This is a genomic window from Halopelagius fulvigenes, assembly GCF_055398025.1.
Genome location: NZ_AP043846.1, coordinates 2,217,269 through 2,236,369 on the forward strand (window position 1 = coordinate 2,217,269; position 19,101 = coordinate 2,236,369).

The 19,101-nt window shown below is 69.1% G+C and carries 18 protein-coding genes; 7 read left to right on the forward strand and 11 right to left on the reverse strand.

All coding sequences use genetic code 11. The annotated features are described in order from the left end of the window. Nucleotides 1–13: 13 nt before the first annotated feature. Nucleotides 14–1,168 (reverse strand): bifunctional phosphopantothenoylcysteine decarboxylase/phosphopantothenate--cysteine ligase CoaBC, encoded by a 1,155-nt coding sequence (gene coaBC, locus ACZ522_RS16215; RefSeq protein ID WP_379697297.1) that lies wholly within the window; start codon nucleotides 1,166–1,168, stop codon nucleotides 14–16. Nucleotides 1,169–1,920: 752 nt separating this feature from the next. Between coaBC and ACZ522_RS16220 the strand changes: the two genes are divergently transcribed. Next, entirely contained in the window at nucleotides 1,921–2,580 is a 660-nt protein-coding gene (locus ACZ522_RS16220; RefSeq protein ID WP_379697295.1) for an outer membrane protein assembly factor BamB family protein, read from the forward strand. Between the two features lie 9 nt (nucleotides 2,581–2,589). Here the strand turns inward: ACZ522_RS16220 and ACZ522_RS16225 are convergent, their stop codons facing one another. Together ACZ522_RS16225 and ACZ522_RS16230 are read right to left on the reverse strand one after the other, a co-directional pair. Further along, nucleotides 2,590–3,420, reverse strand: coding sequence for an FAD-dependent oxidoreductase (locus tag ACZ522_RS16225; RefSeq protein ID WP_379697292.1), 831 nt, complete (start codon nucleotides 3,418–3,420; stop codon nucleotides 2,590–2,592). Nucleotides 3,421–3,494: 74 nt separating this feature from the next. Further along, entirely contained in the window at nucleotides 3,495–4,373 is an 879-nt protein-coding gene (locus ACZ522_RS16230) for a DUF7551 domain-containing protein (protein ID WP_379697289.1), read from the reverse strand. Nucleotides 4,374–4,485: 112 nt separating this feature from the next. Between ACZ522_RS16230 and ACZ522_RS16235 the strand changes: the two genes are divergently transcribed. From ACZ522_RS16235 to ACZ522_RS16245, 3 genes are all read left to right on the forward strand, one after another. Continuing rightward, a complete protein-coding gene (locus ACZ522_RS16235; RefSeq protein WP_379697286.1) occupies nucleotides 4,486–5,019 on the forward strand; it encodes a type II toxin-antitoxin system RatA family toxin in 534 nt (177 codons plus the stop codon). Between the two features lie 79 nt (nucleotides 5,020–5,098). Beyond that, a complete protein-coding gene (gene trkA, locus ACZ522_RS16240; protein WP_379697284.1) occupies nucleotides 5,099–6,436 on the forward strand; it encodes a Trk system potassium transporter TrkA in 1,338 nt (445 codons plus the stop codon). An 81-nt stretch (nucleotides 6,437–6,517) separates the two neighbouring features. Continuing rightward, on the forward strand, nucleotides 6,518–8,119 hold the full coding sequence (locus ACZ522_RS16245; RefSeq protein ID WP_379697281.1) for a TrkH family potassium uptake protein: 1,602 nt from the start codon (nucleotides 6,518–6,520) through the stop codon (nucleotides 8,117–8,119). 42 nt (nucleotides 8,120–8,161) lie between these two features. Here the strand turns inward: ACZ522_RS16245 and ACZ522_RS16250 are convergent, their stop codons facing one another. The 4 genes from ACZ522_RS16250 to gatC form a co-directional block, all read right to left on the reverse strand. Continuing rightward, a complete protein-coding gene (locus ACZ522_RS16250) occupies nucleotides 8,162–9,823 on the reverse strand; it encodes a TrkH family potassium uptake protein (protein WP_379697278.1) in 1,662 nt (553 codons plus the stop codon). Next, nucleotides 9,823–10,503 carry a potassium channel family protein gene (locus tag ACZ522_RS16255; protein ID WP_379697275.1) on the reverse strand — a complete coding sequence of 227 codons (681 nt, stop codon included), beginning with the start codon at nucleotides 10,501–10,503 and terminating at the stop codon, nucleotides 9,823–9,825. The genes ACZ522_RS16250 and ACZ522_RS16255 overlap by 1 nt, the downstream gene beginning before the upstream one ends. Nucleotides 10,504–10,608: 105 nt before the next feature. After that, on the reverse strand, nucleotides 10,609–11,907 hold the full coding sequence (gene gatA / locus ACZ522_RS16260) for an Asp-tRNA(Asn)/Glu-tRNA(Gln) amidotransferase subunit GatA (RefSeq protein ID WP_379697273.1): 1,299 nt from the start codon (nucleotides 11,905–11,907) through the stop codon (nucleotides 10,609–10,611). Then, entirely contained in the window at nucleotides 11,908–12,186 is a 279-nt protein-coding gene (gatC, locus tag ACZ522_RS16265; protein ID WP_379697270.1) for an Asp-tRNA(Asn)/Glu-tRNA(Gln) amidotransferase subunit GatC, read from the reverse strand. Between the two features lie 380 nt (nucleotides 12,187–12,566). Here gatC and ACZ522_RS16270 point away from each other — a divergent pair, with 380 nt between their 5' ends. Next, nucleotides 12,567–13,559 (forward strand): transcription initiation factor IIB, encoded by a 993-nt coding sequence (locus tag ACZ522_RS16270; RefSeq protein ID WP_379697267.1) that lies wholly within the window; start codon nucleotides 12,567–12,569, stop codon nucleotides 13,557–13,559. Nucleotides 13,560–13,691: 132 nt separating this feature from the next. After that, complete coding sequence (locus ACZ522_RS16275; protein WP_379697265.1) at nucleotides 13,692–14,162, forward strand: NUDIX hydrolase; 471 nt, start codon at nucleotides 13,692–13,694, stop codon at nucleotides 14,160–14,162. Here ACZ522_RS16275 and ACZ522_RS16280 read toward each other — a convergent pair. Further along, nucleotides 14,159–15,292, reverse strand: coding sequence for an asparagine synthase C-terminal domain-containing protein (locus ACZ522_RS16280; RefSeq protein ID WP_379697263.1), 1,134 nt, complete (start codon nucleotides 15,290–15,292; stop codon nucleotides 14,159–14,161). The genes ACZ522_RS16275 and ACZ522_RS16280 overlap by 4 nt on opposite strands. Further along, nucleotides 15,292–15,975, reverse strand: a complete 684-nt coding sequence (locus ACZ522_RS16285) for a PHP domain-containing protein (protein WP_379697260.1) — start codon at nucleotides 15,973–15,975, stop codon at nucleotides 15,292–15,294. The genes ACZ522_RS16280 and ACZ522_RS16285 overlap by 1 nt, the downstream gene beginning before the upstream one ends. Nucleotides 15,976–16,103: 128 nt before the next feature. Here ACZ522_RS16285 and purL point away from each other — a divergent pair, with 128 nt between their 5' ends. Beyond that, nucleotides 16,104–18,290: a phosphoribosylformylglycinamidine synthase subunit PurL gene (purL, locus tag ACZ522_RS16290; protein ID WP_379697257.1), complete on the forward strand. Its 2,187-nt coding sequence runs from the start codon at nucleotides 16,104–16,106 to the stop codon at nucleotides 18,288–18,290. On the opposite strand, the gene ACZ522_RS16295 is transcribed toward purL, so the two are convergent. Beyond that, nucleotides 18,291–18,797, reverse strand: coding sequence for a hypothetical protein (locus ACZ522_RS16295; protein ID WP_379697254.1), 507 nt, complete (start codon nucleotides 18,795–18,797; stop codon nucleotides 18,291–18,293). It lies immediately after the preceding gene. A gap of 126 nt (nucleotides 18,798–18,923) precedes the next feature. Then, nucleotides 18,924–19,085 carry a DUF7550 family protein gene (locus ACZ522_RS16300; protein ID WP_379697251.1) on the reverse strand — a complete coding sequence of 54 codons (162 nt, stop codon included), beginning with the start codon at nucleotides 19,083–19,085 and terminating at the stop codon, nucleotides 18,924–18,926. Nucleotides 19,086–19,101 lie beyond the last annotated feature (16 nt).

Sequence of the window (19,101 nt, forward strand, 5' to 3'; positions counted from 1 at the left end):
CTCTTTCGACGACTCACACCAGTTCGCCGGCCAGTTCCTCGGCGACGCGCGCGCCGAGTTCGTCCTTCGACCCGACGAACTCCGTCGCCGAGTCGGGCCGGACGAACAGCGTCCGCGTCTCCTCTTTCCCCATCACGCCGGCGTCGTTGGCGACGACGAACGAGAGGCCCGCCCGGTCGGCCGTCCGGCGCGCCGCCTCGACCATCGACTCGTCGTCGCCCGACGTTTCGGCCTTGAAGCCGACGATGGCCATCTCGGGGTGTTCCTCCCGCACCGCGTCGATGAGTTTCGGCGTCGGTTCGAGTTCGAGCGTCCGCGGTTCGCCGGAGCGGAGTTTCTCCTCGGACGCCTCGACGGTGTAATCGGAGATGGCCGCCGCCGAGACGAGGGCGTCCGCGCCCTCCGAGGCGTCCAGAACCGCGTCCAGCATCTCGGCGCTCGTCTCGACGGAGACGGTTTCGGCGTAGTGGACGTCGCCGCCGTCGTGGACCAGCGTCACGTCCGCGCCGCGGACGGCGCAGGCGCGCGCGACGGCCCGTCCGGTCCGACCCGAGGCGCGGTTCGTCAGGATGCGAACCGGGTCGATGGGTTCGGACGTCGCGCCGGAGGTGACGACGACGTCTTTCCCGTCGAGACTCTGTTCGGTCGTCGCGCGGGCGACGCCGGTGACGATGGCCTCCTCGGCGGCTATCTTCGCCTTCCCCTCCTCGATTCTCGGGTCCACGAACTCGACGCCCCACGACTCCACGCGACCGATGGCCTGCAGGACGCCGGGGTGGTCGTACATCGGTTCGTGCATCGCGGGCGCGACGACGACGGGGACGCCCGCGCCGAGGGCCGTCGTCGCGCACGTCGTCACGGGCGTGTCGTCCACCGCGGCGGCTATCTTGCCGACGGTGTTCGCCGTCGCCGGGGCGAGCAAGAGGACGTCCGCCCACCCCTCGCGCCCGCAGAGTTCGACGTGTTCGACGCGGCCGGTGAGTTCGGTGACCACGTCGTCGTCGGTGGCGAACTCGACGGCCCACGGGTGGACGATTCCCTGCGCGCTCTCGGTCATCACGCCCCGGACGGACGCCCCCCGCCGCCGCAGTTCGTGGGCCAGTTCGACCACCTTCACCGCGGCGATGCTTCCGGACACCCCCAACGCGACGTTGACGCCTTCGAGCATGGTCGTGCGGTTCGCCGCGCGGGGTAAAAGAACCCCTCGTACCCCGGGTGGAGACGGGAAGACTGATGCCGAACCGTCCGGCAGACTGACGTGATGCCCTCCAGACGCGACGTACTCCGCGCCGGCGGCGCACTCTGCATCGGCGCGCTAGCGGGCTGTGTCGGCCGAGCCTTCGACGCTCCGGCGACGCCGCCCGGCGAGTGGCGAACCGCCCGCCGCGACGCCCGAAACGCGGCGTACGCGCCCGGCGCGACGCCCCCGACGAACCCCGCCGTCGCGTGGACACGGTCGTTCGGTCCCGACGGGCGCGTTGAGTCGATACTCGTCGCCCGCGGGAACGTCTACGCGGTCCGACCGACCGAGACGACGCTCCTCGACCCGGAAACGGGAGAGACGAGACGAACGACCGCCGGCGCGGGGCAGACGCCCGCCGACGGAATCACCCGCGTCGCGGCGGTGGGCGAGGACGCCCTCTACACCGCCGACGGTACCGCGGTTCGGGCGTTCGACACCGAGGGGAGCCTGCGCTGGGAGACGCGCCACCCCGGCCTCCCCGAGGGCAACACCACCCGCGTGTACGGCCTGCTTCCGACCGACGACGGAGTGCTGTGCGGCACCCACAGCGGCGTCGCCGCCTTCGACGTTGCCGAACCCGGTTCGGCAAGCAGTCAGGTTTCGCCTGACAACGCCGACGGACGACGTCCGTCGGGCCGCCGAGGGAACCTCGGCGACGCCGGCGGCGGGGCGCACCGTTGGACGTTCGGGCGCGGGGGCGCGGGCGGGTTCTTCCCCGCCGCGGCCGACGGCGCATCTACGTCTGCTCTCCGGGGCCGACGTACGCCCTCTCGCGCCCCTCTCCGCTCGGCGCACCGTTCGGCGGCGGGCCGTCGCCGGCGTGGGAACGAGGCTCGCCGGGGCCGGGGACGTGGCCGGTCGTCACGGACGGTCGAGTCCTGGTCGGCGACGGGGGCCTCACGACCGAGACGGACCGAACCCACAGCCTGTCGGCCTTCGACGTCGACGGCGAGGGCGGGTGGACGTCGTCGGCGAACGGGTCCGTCGTCGGACTCGCCGTCTCCGAGGCGGAATCGCTCGCCGTCTCGGTCCGGTTCGGCGCCGTCGCCGGCGAGGGAACCGTCGAAGCCGTCGAGACGGCCACCGGCGAGACGGCGTGGGAACGCGACGATATCGATATCACCGACGAGTTCGGCGGGTCCGTCGCCGTCGCGGGCGACATCTGCCTCGTGGCGGGGTACTCCGAGGCGTCGGCGAACCCGGTCCGCGCCCTCGACGCGGCGACGGGCGAGACGCGGTGGCGGAGAACCGTCGAGGGCGACGTGACCGCCGTCGTCCTGGCGGGAGGGCGCGTCTACGCCGCCACGACGCTCGGGAGCCTCGTCGCGTTCGAGTGAACGCTCCGCTCAGTCGTCCGCGCCCTCGTCCAGTCGCCCGAGTTCGTCCTTGACGAGGCTCGGGTGGGTTCGCTGCGGTTCGGGGTGGGGGTCCGCGAAGTACTCTCGCATCACCTCGCGGGACTCCGCCTCGCGGCGGGCGCGTTCCTCGGCGTCTATCTCCTCGCACCCGGGCGGTACCTCCCGCCCGCGGTCGGTGAAGTACCCCTCCGGCGTCACCCAGTCGTGGTAGTACGCTCGCTCGGAGTCGTGGACGAGAGTTAGGCCCACCTCCGCGCCGTTGCCGGCGGCGACGACGGTCTGGTGGTACGTCTCCGAGAGGCGGCCGGCGGCGTAGACGCCCTCGACGTTCGTCCGGCCGCCCTCGTCCGTCTCGACGTAGCGTTTGCTCCCCGCGTCGTGTATCTCCACGCCGAGTCCGTCGAGGTAGTCGGCGTCCGACCACGAGGCGGCGACGACGAACCGCGCGCCGAGGCGCACGTCCTCGCCCTCCGCCTCGGCGCGGACGCGGAAGCGAACGCCCTCGGCGGCGTCGTCGCCCTCCGCCTCGCCCTCGCCGTCGGCGGGTTCGACCGCCGTCACCGTCCCGCGCCGAATCTCGACGCCGTTGCGTTCGGCTTGGTCCGTCAGCATCTCCAAGAAGAGCCGGGAGTTCACGCCCGCGGGGAAGCCCGGGACGTTCTCCAAGTGGGCGTTCCGCGCGAGGATGCTCTCGCCCGTCGTGACGACGAGCGTCTCCAGTCCCGCGCGCGCGGCGAACGTCGCCGCGGTCAGTCCCGCGACGCCGCCGCCGACGACGATGACGTCCGTCTCCGTTCCGTCGTCCGCGTGTTCGTCCATGGTTCGTGTGACTCGACGGACAGTATCAGTTCGTCGGTCGGCGGCCGGATAGCGGAACGGCGAGAAGCCGGCCGTCAGAGGCAGTAGTCGGGGTCGTTCAGGTAGCCATCGTCGGAGGCGGTGAGGCTGGTGAGTCCCTCGGGGTCGCGGTCCATCTCGACGCGGACGCGCCACCGGCAGTCCGACAGCGCCGTCGCGTCCGTGAAGCGGACGGGTCGGTCCGGGACGCGGCGGACGAGGTCGACCGCCAGCGGGAGGGTCGGAAGCCGCCCGGTTCGCTCCGCCAGCGCGTAGTCTCCGAACGAAATCTCCCACGCGTCGCCGTCGGGGCAGGGGACGACGCGGTAGTCGCCGACGAACGACGACGAGGAGAGGCGGCGCATCGTGGCCTCGACGGGGGAGTTCGCGGCGGACTCGACGGCGGGCGACCCGAGCATGTCGGCCGCGGACCGGACCACCGTCGCCTGCCGGCCCGGGCCGAGGCGCACGTCGAGTTCGCTCATCATGCTCCACAGCATGGTGAGACAGAAGTCGTCGCGGTCCGACACCACCTCCGCGAGGGTGAGGTACGTCTCCATCGTCGCCGACTCCACCTCGCGGTGGCCCGTCGCCGACAGCGCCTCGAACACCGCCCCCGCCACGTCGTGGCAGAACGAGAAGTACCGCGCGCGCACGTCGTCGGACTCCGACGCGAGGGGGCCGACCGGTCCGTCGGACACCTCGTGGACCAACGGTTCGAGATACTGCACCTGCGGGTCGTACCGCCGGAGGACCGACCGGTACTCCGACGACGCCTCCGCCGCCTCCGCCGCGCTCTCTCTGTCGCCGAAGCGAACGCCCGCCGCCGGCACCGGTTCTCGTCCCGTTCGACCGCAGACAACCGCGTACGGACCGTCTTCGGCAGACAACGCCTCGACGTGCTCGCGAATATCCCGGAGCGTTCCGCCGACCATATGCGGGCATCTCTGTGCGTCTCTGTCAAATACTTTCGCGTATGGATACAAGTCAGTTCTGGGAACTGTCTGCCCCACAGGTCTTTGGTTTCGTGGCCCGAACGGACGGGTCGTGGACGAAATTGTCGTCAGCACCGTCGTCTACGTACCCCCCGAGGAAGCGTACGAGTTCGTCGTCGATTTCCCGCGGTACGCGAACTACTCGGAACACCTCGAACGCGTCGAGACGCGTCGGGGCGACGGGTCGGCGGGGACCCGGTACGCACTGACGTTCTCGTGGTGGAAACTCGACTACACCGTCGTCTCGGAGGTGACGGAGCTCGACCCGCCCGAACGCGTCGAGTGGAGGATAGTGAAGAACTTCCGCGCGCGCGGCCGGTGGCGGGTCGAACCGTTGGACGAACTACCGGCCGACGCCCCGGCGTACGCGGAGACGGCCTGCCGGGTCTACTTCGAGGTGAGTTACGACCCCCGGAGCGCGGAGGGGAACGTTGACCTGCCGCGGTTCGTCTCCCTCGGGTGGGTCATCGACAAGGTGTCGCCGAAGATAGAGTCCGAGGCCGAGGAGATTCTCGAACGCGTCGTCGAGGACCTCGAAGGCCGCCGACGGCCGGTCCAACTGACCGTCGAACGGCGGGACACGTGACCCCGCAACCGACAGAGAAAGAAACGCACATCACCCGCCCCCTCGGAACCATGAACATGCACGACCTGAGGTGTCTCTCGTGCGAGTAGTCGTCGTCGGTGCCGGCCAAGTCGGGTCGAGCATCGCCGCCGACCTCGACGAGACGCACGAGGTGGTCGTCGTCGATAGCGACCCCGACAGAACGGAGGATCTGAACTACACGCTCGACGTCCTCGCCGTCACCGGCGACGGGACGGCCGTCTCGACGCTCGAAGAGGCGGGCGTCGACGACGCGGACATGGTCATCGCGTCGACCGACGACGACGAGACGAACATCGTCGTCTGTTCGACCGTGAAGGCCATCAGCGACGCGTTCACCATCGCTCGGGTGAAGAACACGGAGTACCTGCGGACGTGGCAACGCTCGAAGAAGGCGTTCGGCATTGACTTCATGGTGTGTACGAACCTGCTCGCCGCCGAGTCCATCGTCCGCGTCGTCGGCCTCCCCGCCGCGCGCGACGTGGACCCCTTCGCGGGCGGGCGCGTCCAGATGGCCGAGTTCGAGGTGGACGGGGACAGTCCCGTCTCGAACGTCACCATCCGCGAGGCCGACCGCTTCGACGAACTCACGTTCGCCGCCATCCTGCGGAACGGGAGCGTCGAGATTCCGCGCGGCGAGACGGTCATCCAACCCGGCGACCGAGTGGTCGTCATCGGGACGCCGCTGAGCGTCCAGGAGTTCGCCCGGTCGGTCGCCCCGGACGAGTCGCCCGGCACCGCGGAGGAGGTGGTCATCGTCGGCGGGTCAGAAATCGGCTACCACGTCGCCCGCCTCCTCGAAGAACGCGGCTTCAACCCCCGACTCATCGAACGCGACGACCTGCGCGCGCGCAAACTCGCCGAGGACCTCCCCGGGACCGTCGTCATGGAGAGCGACGCGACGGACATGGACTTCCTCGAACGGGAGCACGTCGGCGACGCCGACCTCCTCGTGGCGGCGTTGGACTCCGACGAGAAGAACCTCCTCGTGTCGCTTCTGGCCGGTCGCCTCGGCGTCGAACGCACCGTCGCGGTCATCGACACCACCGAGTACGTGGACCTGTTCGAGGCCGTCGGCGTCGATATCGGCGTCAGCCCGCGCGAAGTCGTCGCGGAGGAGATAACGCGGTTCACCCGCGAGGGCGGCGCGGAGAACGTCGCCCTCATCGAGTCGAACAAGGCCGAGGTGCTCGAAATCGAGGTGGACGAACAGAGCATCCTCGCGGGGCGGCCCATCAAGGAGTCGGTCGCGGACCTCCCGAACAGCGTCGTCATCGGCGCGATAACCCGGCGAGACGAGTTCATCACCCCGCGCGGGGACACCGTCGTCGAACCCGGCGACCACGTCGTCCTCTTCGCCGCCACTGAGGTGGTGGACGCCGTCGCGCCGAGACTGTAACCCCTCGCGGCCGCCCGAGATTCCGTACACTAAAGCCGCAGGCGGTGTGAGTAACCCGAAGGCACCCTCGGTGACTATCTGATGAAACTACGTGTCGATTACAGAGCCAGTCTCAGCCTCGTCGGGACCGTCCTCAAGTATCTCGCCGTCCCGCTCTGTCTCCCCCTCGTCGTCGCTCTCGTCTACGACGAGACGGTGCTGCCGTTCGTCGTGACCATCGCGGTCACCGTCGCGGTGGGCGCGGGACTCGAACGACTCGACCCGGATCCGGACCTCCGGGCGCGCGAGGGCTTTCTGATGGTCGCGGTGACGTGGTTGGCGGTGGCCGTCGTCGGGTCGATTCCGTACCTCGTCGAGGCACACGGCCTGCCGCCGTTGTTCGCGCCGATCAACCCCGAATCGACGCTCGGCAACCCGGTGAACGCGCTGTTCGAGACGATGAGCGGGTTCACCACCACCGGAGCGACCGTCCTCGGCGAGATCTCCTTCGACGTGCACACCCGCGGCGTGATGATGTGGCGGCAACTGACCCAGTGGCTCGGCGGGATGGGTATCGTCGTCCTCGCCGTCGCCATCCTGCCGGAGCTCTCCGTCGGCGGCGCGCAACTGATGGACGCCGAGGCTCCCGGTCCCGGCATCGAGAAACTCTCGCCGCGAATCGCCGAGACGGCCCGCGCCCTCTGGGGGGCGTACCTCGGCTTCACCGTCCTCGAAATCATCCTCCTGTACTCGCTCTTCCTCCTCGGCATCGACCCGCAGCTGACGTTCTACAACAGCGTCGCCCACGCGTTGACGACGATGCCGACGGGCGGGTTCTCGCCGGAGGCCCGCAGCATCGAGGCGTTGTCCGCGGCGGCCCAGTGGATAATCATCCCCTTCATGATCGCCGCCGGGACCAACTTCGCGCTGTTCTGGCACGCGCTCACCGGAAATCCGGGGCGGATCGTCGAGGATTCGGAGTTCCGCACCTACGTCGGCGTCATGGCCGTCCTCACGGCTCTCATCTCGCTCCTCCTGTTCACCGGAGGCATCATCTCCGTCGTGCCCGCGGGCGAGACGTTCGACGCGGCGTATCTGGAGAGCGTTCGGCAGACCATCATCGGGAACGTCGAACCCGCCGTGCGGCACGCGGCGTTTCAGGTCGTCTCCATCGTGACGACGACGGGGTACGCGAGCACGGACTTCAACACGTGGGGGCCGGCCGCGCAGTACGTCCTCCTCGTTGCGATGTTCATCGGCGGGTCGGCGGGTTCGACCGGCGGGTCGGTGAAAATCGTCCGCTGGTACGTCATCGTCAAATCCGTCCGTCGTGAACTGTTCACGACGGCCCACCCCGAGGCTGTTCGCCCCGTCCGTCTGGCCGGGCAGGCGCTCGACGAACGCGCCATCCGAGGCATCTACGCGTTCACCCTGCTGTACTTCGTCATCTTCTTCGTCTCCGTCGCGCTCCTGTTCCTCGACGCGACCCGCTACGGCCAACCGCTCTCGGTTCTGGAGACGATGAGCGCCGTCGCGGCGACGCTCGGAAACGTCGGTCCGGGCTTCGGCGTCGTCGGCCCGATGGGCAGTTACCTCGGCTTCTCGAACAGTTCCAAACTGTTCATGGTCGGGCTGATGTGGATCGGACGGCTGGAGATCCTGCCCGTCCTCGTCCTCCTGACGCCGGAGTACTGGCGGCGGTAACCGCGAAAAAGGGACCCGAGCCCCGAACCCTCCCTCGCTCCGCTACGGTTCGAGACCGTAGAGCGCGGAGCGCAGGAACACGAGGACCGGGATGATTTCGAGCCGACCGATCCACATGTTCAGCAGGAACATCGCCTCGCCCAGCGGGTGCATCCCCGGGCCGGTGATGCCCGTCGAGAGGCCGACGTTCCCCTGCGCCGACGCCACCTCGAACAACACGTCGGCGTACGTGAAGTCGGCGGGGGTGAGGTTGACGAGGACGAGGCTGGAGACGATCAGCAGGCCGATCCAAAGCAGCGAGACGATGGCCGCCTCGCTGAACTCGCGGTCCATCTCGGTGCGGTCGAGTCGCCGGCCGTTCATCCGGATGCTGACGACGGCGCTCTCGGGGAGGAACACGCGAGAGAACTGCCACTTGATGCCGCGGCCGATGGTGTACGCGCGGACTATCTTGATGCCGCCGACGGTCGAACCGGCGGCACCGCCGATGACCATCGCGACCGAGACGATGAGTTTCCCGCCCGCGGCCCACCGTCCGATGGGCGCGGACTGAAAGCCGGTGCAGGTGAGGGCGCTGATGAACTGGAACACCGAGTCCCGGAGGGCGTCGGCCGTCGGGAACCCGAGCAGGGGCGCGACGCCGAACCAGTTCTTCGTGCCGGTAAATGCGTCTACCTGTTCACCGACGGAGGTGACGTTCTGCAACGAGAGGAGGACGACGCCCAGGAAGAAGCCGACGAACAGCCACCGCGTCTGCAGGTCCGTCCAGAACCGCCAGAACTGGCGGTCCCGGAGAATCGCGTAGTGGATGGGGAACGCGATAGCGCCGAGCGTCATGATGGGGAGCAGCACCGTCTCGATGAGCGGCGAGTCGTACGTGGCGATGGAGTTGTCGGTGACGGAGAACCCGCCGGTCGAGAGGCCCGTCATCGCGTGGTTGAGGGCCTGCCACGCCGCCTCCCAGAGGGGGAGCCCCGCACCGTACTCCGAGAGGCGGATGGCGACGAACAGCGCCGCGATGGAGAGGGCGGTGTAGAGGAGGAATATCTTCCACACCTCCCGGACGGTGGAGATGATGCTCGGGTGGATGCGCTCCTCGCGGGCCTCCGAGCGGTAGAGGGTGTAACTCCCGCTCCCGGGCCGCGCGAGGATGGCCGTCGTGAGGACGATGACGCCCACGCCGCCGACCCACTGGATGAACGACCGCCACCACTGCAGCGTCCGCGGCAGCGACGGTTCGTGGACGGCCATCGTCAGTCCGCTCCCGGTCCACCCGCTCATGCTCTCGAAGAGGGCGTGCAGCGGGTTCCTGAAGTAGACGAGACTCGACTCCGTGTACTCGACGCCCGCGGGCACGTACGTCGAGAACACCTCCGGCGGCGTGAGGTGCGCCGTCAGCAGGAACGGCAACGAACCGAACAGCGCCGTCATCAGCCATCCGCTGGCGGCGATTATCATGCCGTGTTTCATCCGCGGGTTGGGGGCGTCCGCGAACGCCCGGCGCGCGCCGAGTCCGACGACTGCGGTCACGCCCGCCGAGATGAGAAACGAGACGGCCGGGTACCACTCGCGGAAGGCGAGTGCCACGACGACGGTCGCGGTCATCATCGTCGCCTGCATCGCCAACAGCGACCCCACGTCGCGGGCGATGGTGGCGAGGTCGGCCGGCAACCCGGCGACGGTACTGCGTCGGGACTGCGACATCAGTGGTCCTCGAAGTGGCCGAACACGTCCGTCACCTCGGCCGTCGCACCGGTCGCTGAGTAGACGGTGAGGAGGTCACCGCCCTCGATTACGGTCCCCCCGCGGGGAGTGATGGGGTCGCCCGTGCCGTCGCGTTCGATGGCGACGATGAGGACGTCGCCGCCGAGCAGACCGCCGGAGGCGGCCTCTTCGAGGCTCTTGCCGGCGATGGGCGCGTCGTCGTTGACGCGGATCTCGAACACCTCCGCCTCGTCGCCGATGCGCATGTAATCGACGATGGAGGGGCGCTTGACCGCCCGATAGAGGTACTCCGCGATGAGGCGTTGGGGGTTCTCCACCGTGTTCACGCCGATGCGACCGTAGATGTCCATGTGCTCGGCGTTGTGGACGACGGAGACGACGTCGGGGATATCCAACTCCTTCGAGAGCAGACAGACCATGATGTTCGTCGCGTCCTTGTCCGTCGTCGTGATGAGGGCGTCGGCCCGGTCGGCGCCCGCATCGACCAACGTCTCCTTCTCCGTCGCGTCGTCGTTGAGGACGAGACAGTCGTACTCGGAGGCGGCTACCTCGGCTTTCTCCTCGTCGTTCTCCACGACGACGACTTCGTTACCGCCCTGCGTGGCGATTTCGATGAGCGGAGTGCCGATGTTGCCCGCTCCGACGATGATGAGATACATAGCGACTCGTACGATTCGCTCGGGGCGGCGCGTTGAAAACGTACCGCTCCGGCGACGTGAGGGCGTCCCGGCGACGGGTGCCAAAAACGGAGCGCGGCGAGCGGACTACGACCGTGCGTCTTCGACCGCCGAGGCGGCCCGGATGATCGTCTCCTCGCCGAACTTCGGGCCGACCAACTGCAGGCCGACCGGCAGGCCCTCGGCCTCGCCCGCGGGGACGGAGACGGCGGGCAGGTTCGCGAGGTTCACCGGGACGGTGTTCGCGTCCATCAGGTACAGCTGAAGCGGGTCCGAGAGGCTCTCGCCGAGTCGCGGAGGCAGGACGGGCATCGTCGGCGTCGCCAGCACGTCCGCCTCCTCGAACGCGGCGTCGAAGTCCTGCTTTATCCACGCGCGGGCGTCTTGGGCCTTCTTGTAGTACTTGTCGTGGTAGCCCGCAGAGAGCGCGTACGTCCCGAGCAGGATTCGACGCTTGACCTCCTCGCCGAAGCCCTCCTCGCGGGACCGGGCGAAGGCGTCGTTCCAGTTGCCCTCGTAACCGCCGGAGACGCCGTAGCGGACGCCGTCGAAGCGCGCGAGGTTCGAGGACGCCTCCGACGTGGCGATGACGTAGTACGCCTGCACGGCGTGTTCGAGCGATTCGAGGCTCACGTCCACCAGTTCCGCGCCGCGGGATTCGAGGTCCGAGAGCGCCGCCTCGAACGTCTCGACGACGCAGTCGTCCGCGCCCTCCAACAGGTCCGTGATGACGCCGACGGTCAGACCGTCAGCGTCGCCGTCGGCGGCGGCGGCGTAGTCCGAGTTCTCGGCCGGGTGGCCGCCGTCCTCGTCGTACCGCGTCGTCCCGTCCCGCGGGTCGGGGCCGGCGACGACGTCGAGCAGTCTCGCGGCGTCCTCGACGTTCGAGGCGATGGGGCCGATCTGTTCCAACGAGTTCGCGTACGCGACGAGGCCGTACCGGGAGACGAGACCGTAGGTCGGCTTGAGGCCGACGACGCCGCAGAACGCGGCGGGGTTGCGGACCGACCCGCCGGTGTCGGACCCGAGCGCAACGTCCGCCTCGCCGGCGGCGACGGCGGCGGCGGATCCGCCGGAGGACCCGCCGGGGACGCGCTCTTCGTCCACCGGGTTCTTCGTCGGGCCGTAGGCGGACGTCTCCGTCGTCCCGCCCATCCCGAACTCGTCCATGTTGGCCTTCCCGACGATGGTCGCGCCGGCCTCCTTCAGTCGTTCGACGACCGTCGCGTCGTACGGCGGGACGTACTCTTCGAGCATCGCCGACCCGCACGTCGTGCGGACGCCCTCGGTGCTGATGTTGTCCTTGACGGCGACGGTGAGACCCGAGAGGGGGCCGTCGTCGTCGCCCTCGATGGTCTCCTCGGTGATGAAGATGTTCGCGCTCATCTACGACACCCGCGGTCCCTTGAAGAAGCCGTCTTCCGTCTCGGGGGCGTTCCGAAGCGCCTCCTCCTGTTCGAGGCTGTCCTGCACTTCGTCGGGTCGCATCACGTTCACGAGGTCCGAGTCGGCGTCCACCTCGGGAACCTCGTCGAGGGCGTCGAAGTATTCGAGGATGTCGGCGAACTGCGCGGAGAACTCCTCGACCTCCTCCTCGTCGAGGTTCACCCGCGCCAGTTCGGCGACGTGCCGCACTTCCTCGGCGTCGACGGGCGTATCGCTCATGTATCTGCGAAACCGGGGGCCGGGAGTAAGGGTTTCGGTGTGCGAGAGACGCGGGCTCCGACGCCGACCGGTCGGCGCTCTCGCCGCGGCGACGGACCGGCCGTGACACCCAAGTTAGACGCCTCCGGTGTTACTACGACGGCAGTGCGGCGACTGCGACGGAGGTTCGCGGGACGCGAGTCGGCGGAACTGGTAAATATTTCCTCCCTTCACCCGAATGAAACACTGGTTGTTCTGTGTCCAACACGACTGATTCCCGCGATCGTACCGACGCCATGTAATTTTCGGCCGAATTTCGAACGGATACTGCCGACACATATAAGTAAAACCCGCGGGTAGTCGTAACCGGAGAACGCTCCAGCCCGTTTCTCTGCCCAACTATGACTGACAGCGTCCGAAGCTTCACGTCTGAGCGCGCACGCGCGCGCGAGCGTGACAACGAGAAGGAGACGCAAGAGGGCGACGACGAGCAACTGCGCTGCCCCGAGTGCGGTTCAGAGAGTCTCGTCACGGACAACGAACACGGTGAAACTGTCTGTGACGAGTGCGGCCTCGTCGTCGAAGAAGACGAGATAGACCACGGTCCCGAGTGGCGCGCGTTCGACTCCCGGGAGAAAGACGAGAAGTCCCGCGTCGGCGCGCCGACGACGAACATGATGCACGACAAGGGCCTGTCGACCAACATCGGTTGGCAGAACAAAGACGCGTACGGGAAGTCGCTGTCCTCGCGCCAACGCGAGAAGATGCAGCGCCTCCGCACGTGGAACGAGCGGTTCCGCACCCGCGACTCGAAGGAGCGCAACCTGAAGCAGGCGCTCGGCGAGATAGACCGCATGGCCTCTGCACTGGGCCTGCCCGAGAACGTCCGCGAGACGGCCTCGGTCATCTACCGCCGCGCGCTCAACGACGACTTGCTGCCGGGACGCTCCATCGAGGGCGTCGCGACGGCGTCGCTGTACGCGGCGGCGCGACAGGCGGGGACTCCCCGCTCGCTCGACGAGATCACCAACGTCTCGCGCGTCGGGAAGGACGAAATCGCGCGGACGTACCGCTACGTCGTCCGCGAACTGAAGCTGCAGATAAAGCCCGCGGACCCCGAGCAGTACGTCCCGCGGTTCGCCTCGGAACTCGGCCTCTCCGACGAGTCCGAACGCCGCGCGCGGCAGCTTCTGAAGAACGCGAAGCAGAAGGGCGTCCACTCGGGCAAGTCGCCGGTCGGCCTCGCGGCCGCCGCCGTCTACGCCGCGTCGCTCCTGACGAACGAGAAGGTGACGCAGAGTCAGGTGAGCGACGTGGCGAGCATCTCGGAGGTCACCATCCGCAACCGCTACCACGAACTCCTCGAAGCCGAAGAACAGCTCTCGATGCCGTAAGCCGTCGGCTGTTCTTTTCCGTTCGTCGCGCCGCGAGCGACGGCGCCGTTCGGCGCGTTCGTCGTCATCGCGTCTCCCCTCGTAGCGACGACGTTTCGCAAGACCCACCTCCCGGCGGGCGAACGCACGGGCATGGAGACGACTCGACACTTCACCGCGACGGTGTACGTCGTCGCGGACGGCGCAACCGCCCTCCACCGCCACGACAGGCTCGGCATCCGCGTCCCGCCGGGCGGGCACGTCGACAGGGACGAACTCCCCCACGAGGCGGGCCTCCGCGAGGTCAGAGAGGAGACGGGCCTCGACGCGACGCTGGTCGCCGAGACGCCGGAGATCGACGCGCCCGCGGGCGAGGCGCTCCCCGAACCGGCGTACACGATGCTGTACGACGTGAACGTCCACGAGGACGGCCGCGTGGGACACCAGCACATCGACCACGTCTACTTCGCGCGGGCCGACTCCCGGGAGATAGCCCCCGCCGACGGCGAGGCGCCCCCGGAGCTGTGGGACTGGTACACCGCCTCGGACCTCAGAGAGAGCGAACTCGACGCCGACACGGTGCGGATAGGGCTCGAAGCCATCGAAGCCGTGGAGAACTCCTAAGCCTCGGCGACGAGCGACTTCACGTACTTCTCGACGTGGTCGTCCATCCGCCGCTTGAACCCCGCCCGGCGCGCGAGGCGGTCGAGTTCCCGCGCGGCGTACGTCCCGTACTGGACGGCCTTCTTGTCCGCCGCGGCGACGGACTCGGGGACCATCGCCCGCGCCGTCTCGCGGAGTGCGACTTTCCGCGTCTCTCCGTCGACCAGCAACTCGCCGGGGAGCGGAAGCGCCGCCTCGACCACCCGGTCGTGTAGCAGGGGCGCGACCGGTTCGACGCCCGCCGCCCGCAGGGCGAGGACGTCCCGTTCCAACTGGTCGGGGAGCGTCAGCACCATCTCGCGGGCCGCGCCGCGGACGGTGTCGGCCGCGACGCGCGGGTCGTCGGGGGCCTTCTGCACCTTCGCGTACCCGCCGAACAGTTCATCCGCGCCCTGTCCGACCGCGAGGCGGTCGAACCCGTCCTCGGCGGCGCGGCGGGCGACGAGGTGGAGGGGGAGGGCGATCTGGAGGTCCATCGGGTTCGTCCGCCCGAGGACGGAGACGAGTTCGGGTACCGTCTCCCGCAGGTCGTCGTGCGTCAGTTCGACGACGCGCAACTCGCGGTCCATCGCGGCGGCCGCCTCGCGGGCGGCAGCCACGTCGTGACTCCCCTCGAACCCGGCGACGTAGCACGGCGCGTCGGGGACGCCCGCGGCGACGACGGCGGAATCGACGCCGCCGGAGAAGGCGACGGCCAGACCGTCCGACTCGACGGACTCGACGGACTCGGTGACGGCCACCCGAACCGCGTCGAGTCCCGCCTCCGGGTCCGCGTACGGGTCCGGGTTCGGGAGCGTCCACGTCGGTCCGTCGCCGTCGCCCCTCGCCGGCGAGTCGGCGTCGACGTCGGCGTCCGAATCGAGCGAACGGACGACGCCCGCCGGGAGGGAGACGGGGTCGGCCAGGTCCCGGCGGTCGAAGCTCCACGTTCCGGGGTCGGCCGCCTCGTGACAGAGCGGGTGGCGGCCCAGAACGTCCCGGACGAGGTGTCCGTCCACCTCGCCCGCGAACCCGGCGGTGCCGGGGAGGGGGTCGCCCGTCTCCATCGCCTCCCGGACGGTCCGTTCGTCCGCGCCGCGGAGTCGAGACATCAGAGGAAGTCGGCGACGCCGCGGACGATGCGCCGCTTGACGCCGCCGCCGAACTGCTGGAGCGAGATGCGCCACGGCGTCTTCTTCCCGATGACGCTCGTCCGTCCGGCCTCGATGGCGTCCAAGATGGCCTCGGCGGTGCGCGTGTCGGTTCCCACCTCGGTCACCGCCTGCCCGACCATCTCGCTGATGTGGGCGTCGCTCCCAGCGGTCATCGGCAACCCGCGGGCCGTGGCGAACCGTTCGGCCTGCCGGTTCGCCAGTCCGGTGAACAGCCGCGAGTTGTATATCTCGATGGCGTCCGCCGAGGCGAGCTGCGCGCGGGTGACGTGCGGCGCGACGCCGTGCCGCGAAGACTGGAACGGGTGCGGAACGACGGCGGTGCCGCCCTGCTGTCGGATTCGGTCGAGCGTCTCGTCGAAGGAGAGGCCGGCGGGAATCAGTTCCTCGATGCCCAACGCGAGGACGTGTCCGGCCGCGGAGGTGATTTCGGCCCCGGGGATGCCGACGAGGCCGTACTCCTCGGCGATGTCGGCGGCTTCGAGACTCGCGTCTATCTCGTCGTGGTCCGTGACCGCGAGGGCGTCCAATCCGACCGCACTCGCTTGCTCCAAGAGGAGTTCGACGGGGTCGCGCCCGTCGTACGAGAGCGCCGAATGAGCGTGCAACTCGACCCGTAACACGCCCGGTCGTACTCTCCCGGTCTAAAAAAGCCACCCGGTCCGCGTCGGCCGCGGCCGCTCCCCGCGGTGTAATGCACGTCTGTGCACACAGAAAAGCATTAACCCGGTCACTTTGAACAGGGAAGTGAATGAGCCTGCCGGATTCGGACTACGACCGCATCACGTCGGAACTCGGGCGCGACCCGACGGCGGCGGAAGCGGAACTCTTCGAGAACCTCTGGAGCGAGCACTGCGCGTACCGTTCGTCGCGGCCCCTGCTCTCGGCCTTCTCGTCGGACGGCGAACGGGTCGTCGTCGGCCCCGGCGACGACGCCGCCGTGGTCGCCCTCCCCGTCCACGGCGACGAGGGCGAGGAGATGTACGTGACGATGGGCATCGAGAGCCACAACCACCCCTCGTACGTGGACCCCTACGACGGCGCGGCGACGGGCGTCGGCGGCATCGTCCGCGACACCCTCTCGATGGGCGCGTACCCCATCGCCCTCGCGGACAGCCTCTACTTCGGCGCGTTCGACCGAGAGCACTCCCGGTACCTCTTGGAGGGCGTCGTCGAGGGCATCTCCGACTACGGCAACGCCATCGGCGTCCCCACCGTCGCGGGCAGCGTGGACTTCCACGAGAACTACGAGGGCAACCCCCTCGTGAACGTCGCCTGCGTCGGCTTGCTCGACCCCGACCGCCTCGTCACCGCCGAGGCGCAGGAGGCGGGGAACAAACTCGTCCTCGTCGGCAACTCGACGGGCCGGGACGGCCTCGGCGGCGCGTCGTTCGCCAGCGAGGACCTGGCGGAGGACGCCGAAACCGAGGACCGCCCCGCGGTACAGGTCGGCGACCCCTACACGGAGAAACTCCTCGTCGAGGCCAACGAGGAACTCGTCGAGGCGAACCTCGTCCGGTCGGCCCGCGACTTGGGCGCGGCCGGACTCGGCGGCGCGTCCTCGGAACTCGTCGCCAAGGGCGGGTTCGGCGCGCGGATCGACCTGAACCGCGTCCACCAGCGCGAACCGAACATGAGCGCGCTCGAAATCCTGCTGGCGGAGTCCCAAGAGCGCATGGTGTACGAGGTGCGCCCCGAGGACGTCGAGGGCGTCGCGGAGATAGCCGAGAAGTACGACCTCGGCTGTTCGGTCATCGGCGAAGTCGCCGAGGGCAACTACGTCTGCACGTTCGACGAGAGCGAGGCGCGTAGCGCCTCGGACGACCCGAGCGGTGAACAGAGCGAACCGCGAGGGCGAGAAACCGTCGTGGACGTGCCGCCGGAGTTCCTCGCGGAGGGCGCGCCGATGAACGACTTGGACTCGGTTGACCCGGAGACGCCGGACCGGGACCTGCCGGACGCCGACCCGACGGCGGCGTTCGAGTCCGTCATTGCCAGCCCGAACACGGCGTCGAAGCGGTGGGTCTACCGGCAGTACGACCACGAGGTCGGTCTGCGGACGACCGTCCGGCCGGGCGACGACGCCGCCGTCGTCGCGGTGCGGGAGGCCGGAACCGGCGTCGCCATCTCCTCGGGCGCGAACCCCAACTGGACGACGTGCGCGCCGTACGAGGGCGCGCGCGCCGTCGCGTTGGAGAACGCGACCAACCTCGCCGCGAAGGGCGCGACGCCCCTCGCCGCGGTGGACTGCCTCAACGGCGGGAACCCCGAGAAGCCCGAGGTGTACGGCGGGTTCGAGGGCATCGTGGACGGCCTCGCCGACATGTGCCGGGACCTCTCGGTGCCGGTCGTCGGCGGCAACGTCTCGCTGTACAACGACTCCGTCTCCGGCCCGATTCCGCCGACGCCGACGCTGGCGATGGTCGGGACGAAAGCCGGGTACGACGCCCCGCCCCTCTCGCTCTCGGACGAGGGCGAACTCCTCGTCGTCGGCGAGGCGGGCGGCGCACTCGGCGGGTCGGAGTACCTCGCACAACGGGGTGGCTCGGACGCCTTCCCGACCCTTCCCGAGAACGGGTTCGAGACGGTCGCGACCCTCGCGTCGGTCGCCGACCTCGACTCGACGCTCGCGGTCCACGACGTGAGCCACGGCGGCCTCGCCGTCTCTCTGGCCGAGATGGTCACCGCGGAGGCGGGCGCGGACGCCGCCGTCGATTCGACCCTCGCACTGTTCGACGAGACGCCCGGCCGCGCCGTGATAGAGACGACGGACGCCGACGCCGTTCGCGAGGCGTTCGACGGCGTCGCGCCGGTCGAAACGCTCGGCGAGGCGACCGGCGACGGCCGCCTCACCCTCTCGGTCGGCGACGAGACGCTGACGTACGAGGCCGCCGAAATCGCCGATCTGCGGGACGTTCTGGCCCGCGAGCTCGACTAATCAGTTCGCGTTCCGCCCGTCTATCCTGTCGAACGCCTCCGCGTCCGCCGAGTCGTCGTCCACGAGGTCCATCGACTCCTCGGGGTCGTACGCGCCCATCGGGAGCGACCGTTCGATATCCTCTCTCCTCCCGCCGCCGTCCGGGTCGTCGCCGGCGCCGGGGACTCTCGCGGACGTCTCGACGGAGACGAAGTACAGCGTCCGCGTCGTTCCCGTTCCGCTGGTGTACCCGTAGTGGAGGTACGGCGGCGTCCCCGTCTCCAAGACGTGAATCACGTCCTCGTAGTCCTCGGCGTCGAAGTACGCCCAAACCGCGGTGCCGCGCCCCTCCTCGTCCACGTGGTACGCGACGCCCGTCTCCGACCGGTCGGCGGCGAACAGCAACGTCGCCTCGTCGCGCCCGCCCCCCTCCCGTTCCGGGCCGCGGACGACGACGCGGCGCTTTATCGGCCCCCACGGTTCGACCGCGAAGTCGTAGTCTCCGACCTCGAAGGTGGTCGTCGGCATGTCCTAGTAGTCGCTGACTGCGCCAATAACTCTCAGGAGCCGTCAAAACGCGCGTTTCTCGCCGCTCGCGGACTTTCGATGCGGGCGGAAAATCGGCGGACGGCGGAGGACCGCACCCGCCGTCGCCTACAGGAGGAGGGGGACGCCGAAGACGACGACGAGGCCGACGGCGAGGACGAGGAAGCCGGTGGTGACCTGTCCCGTCGAGAACTCCTGCATCGGCGCAGTCGTCCGTCCCGGTTCCTCTCCCTCGTCGTGTTCGGCGGGCGCGTGGCCGTGGTCGCTCATACTCGGGGGCACGAAC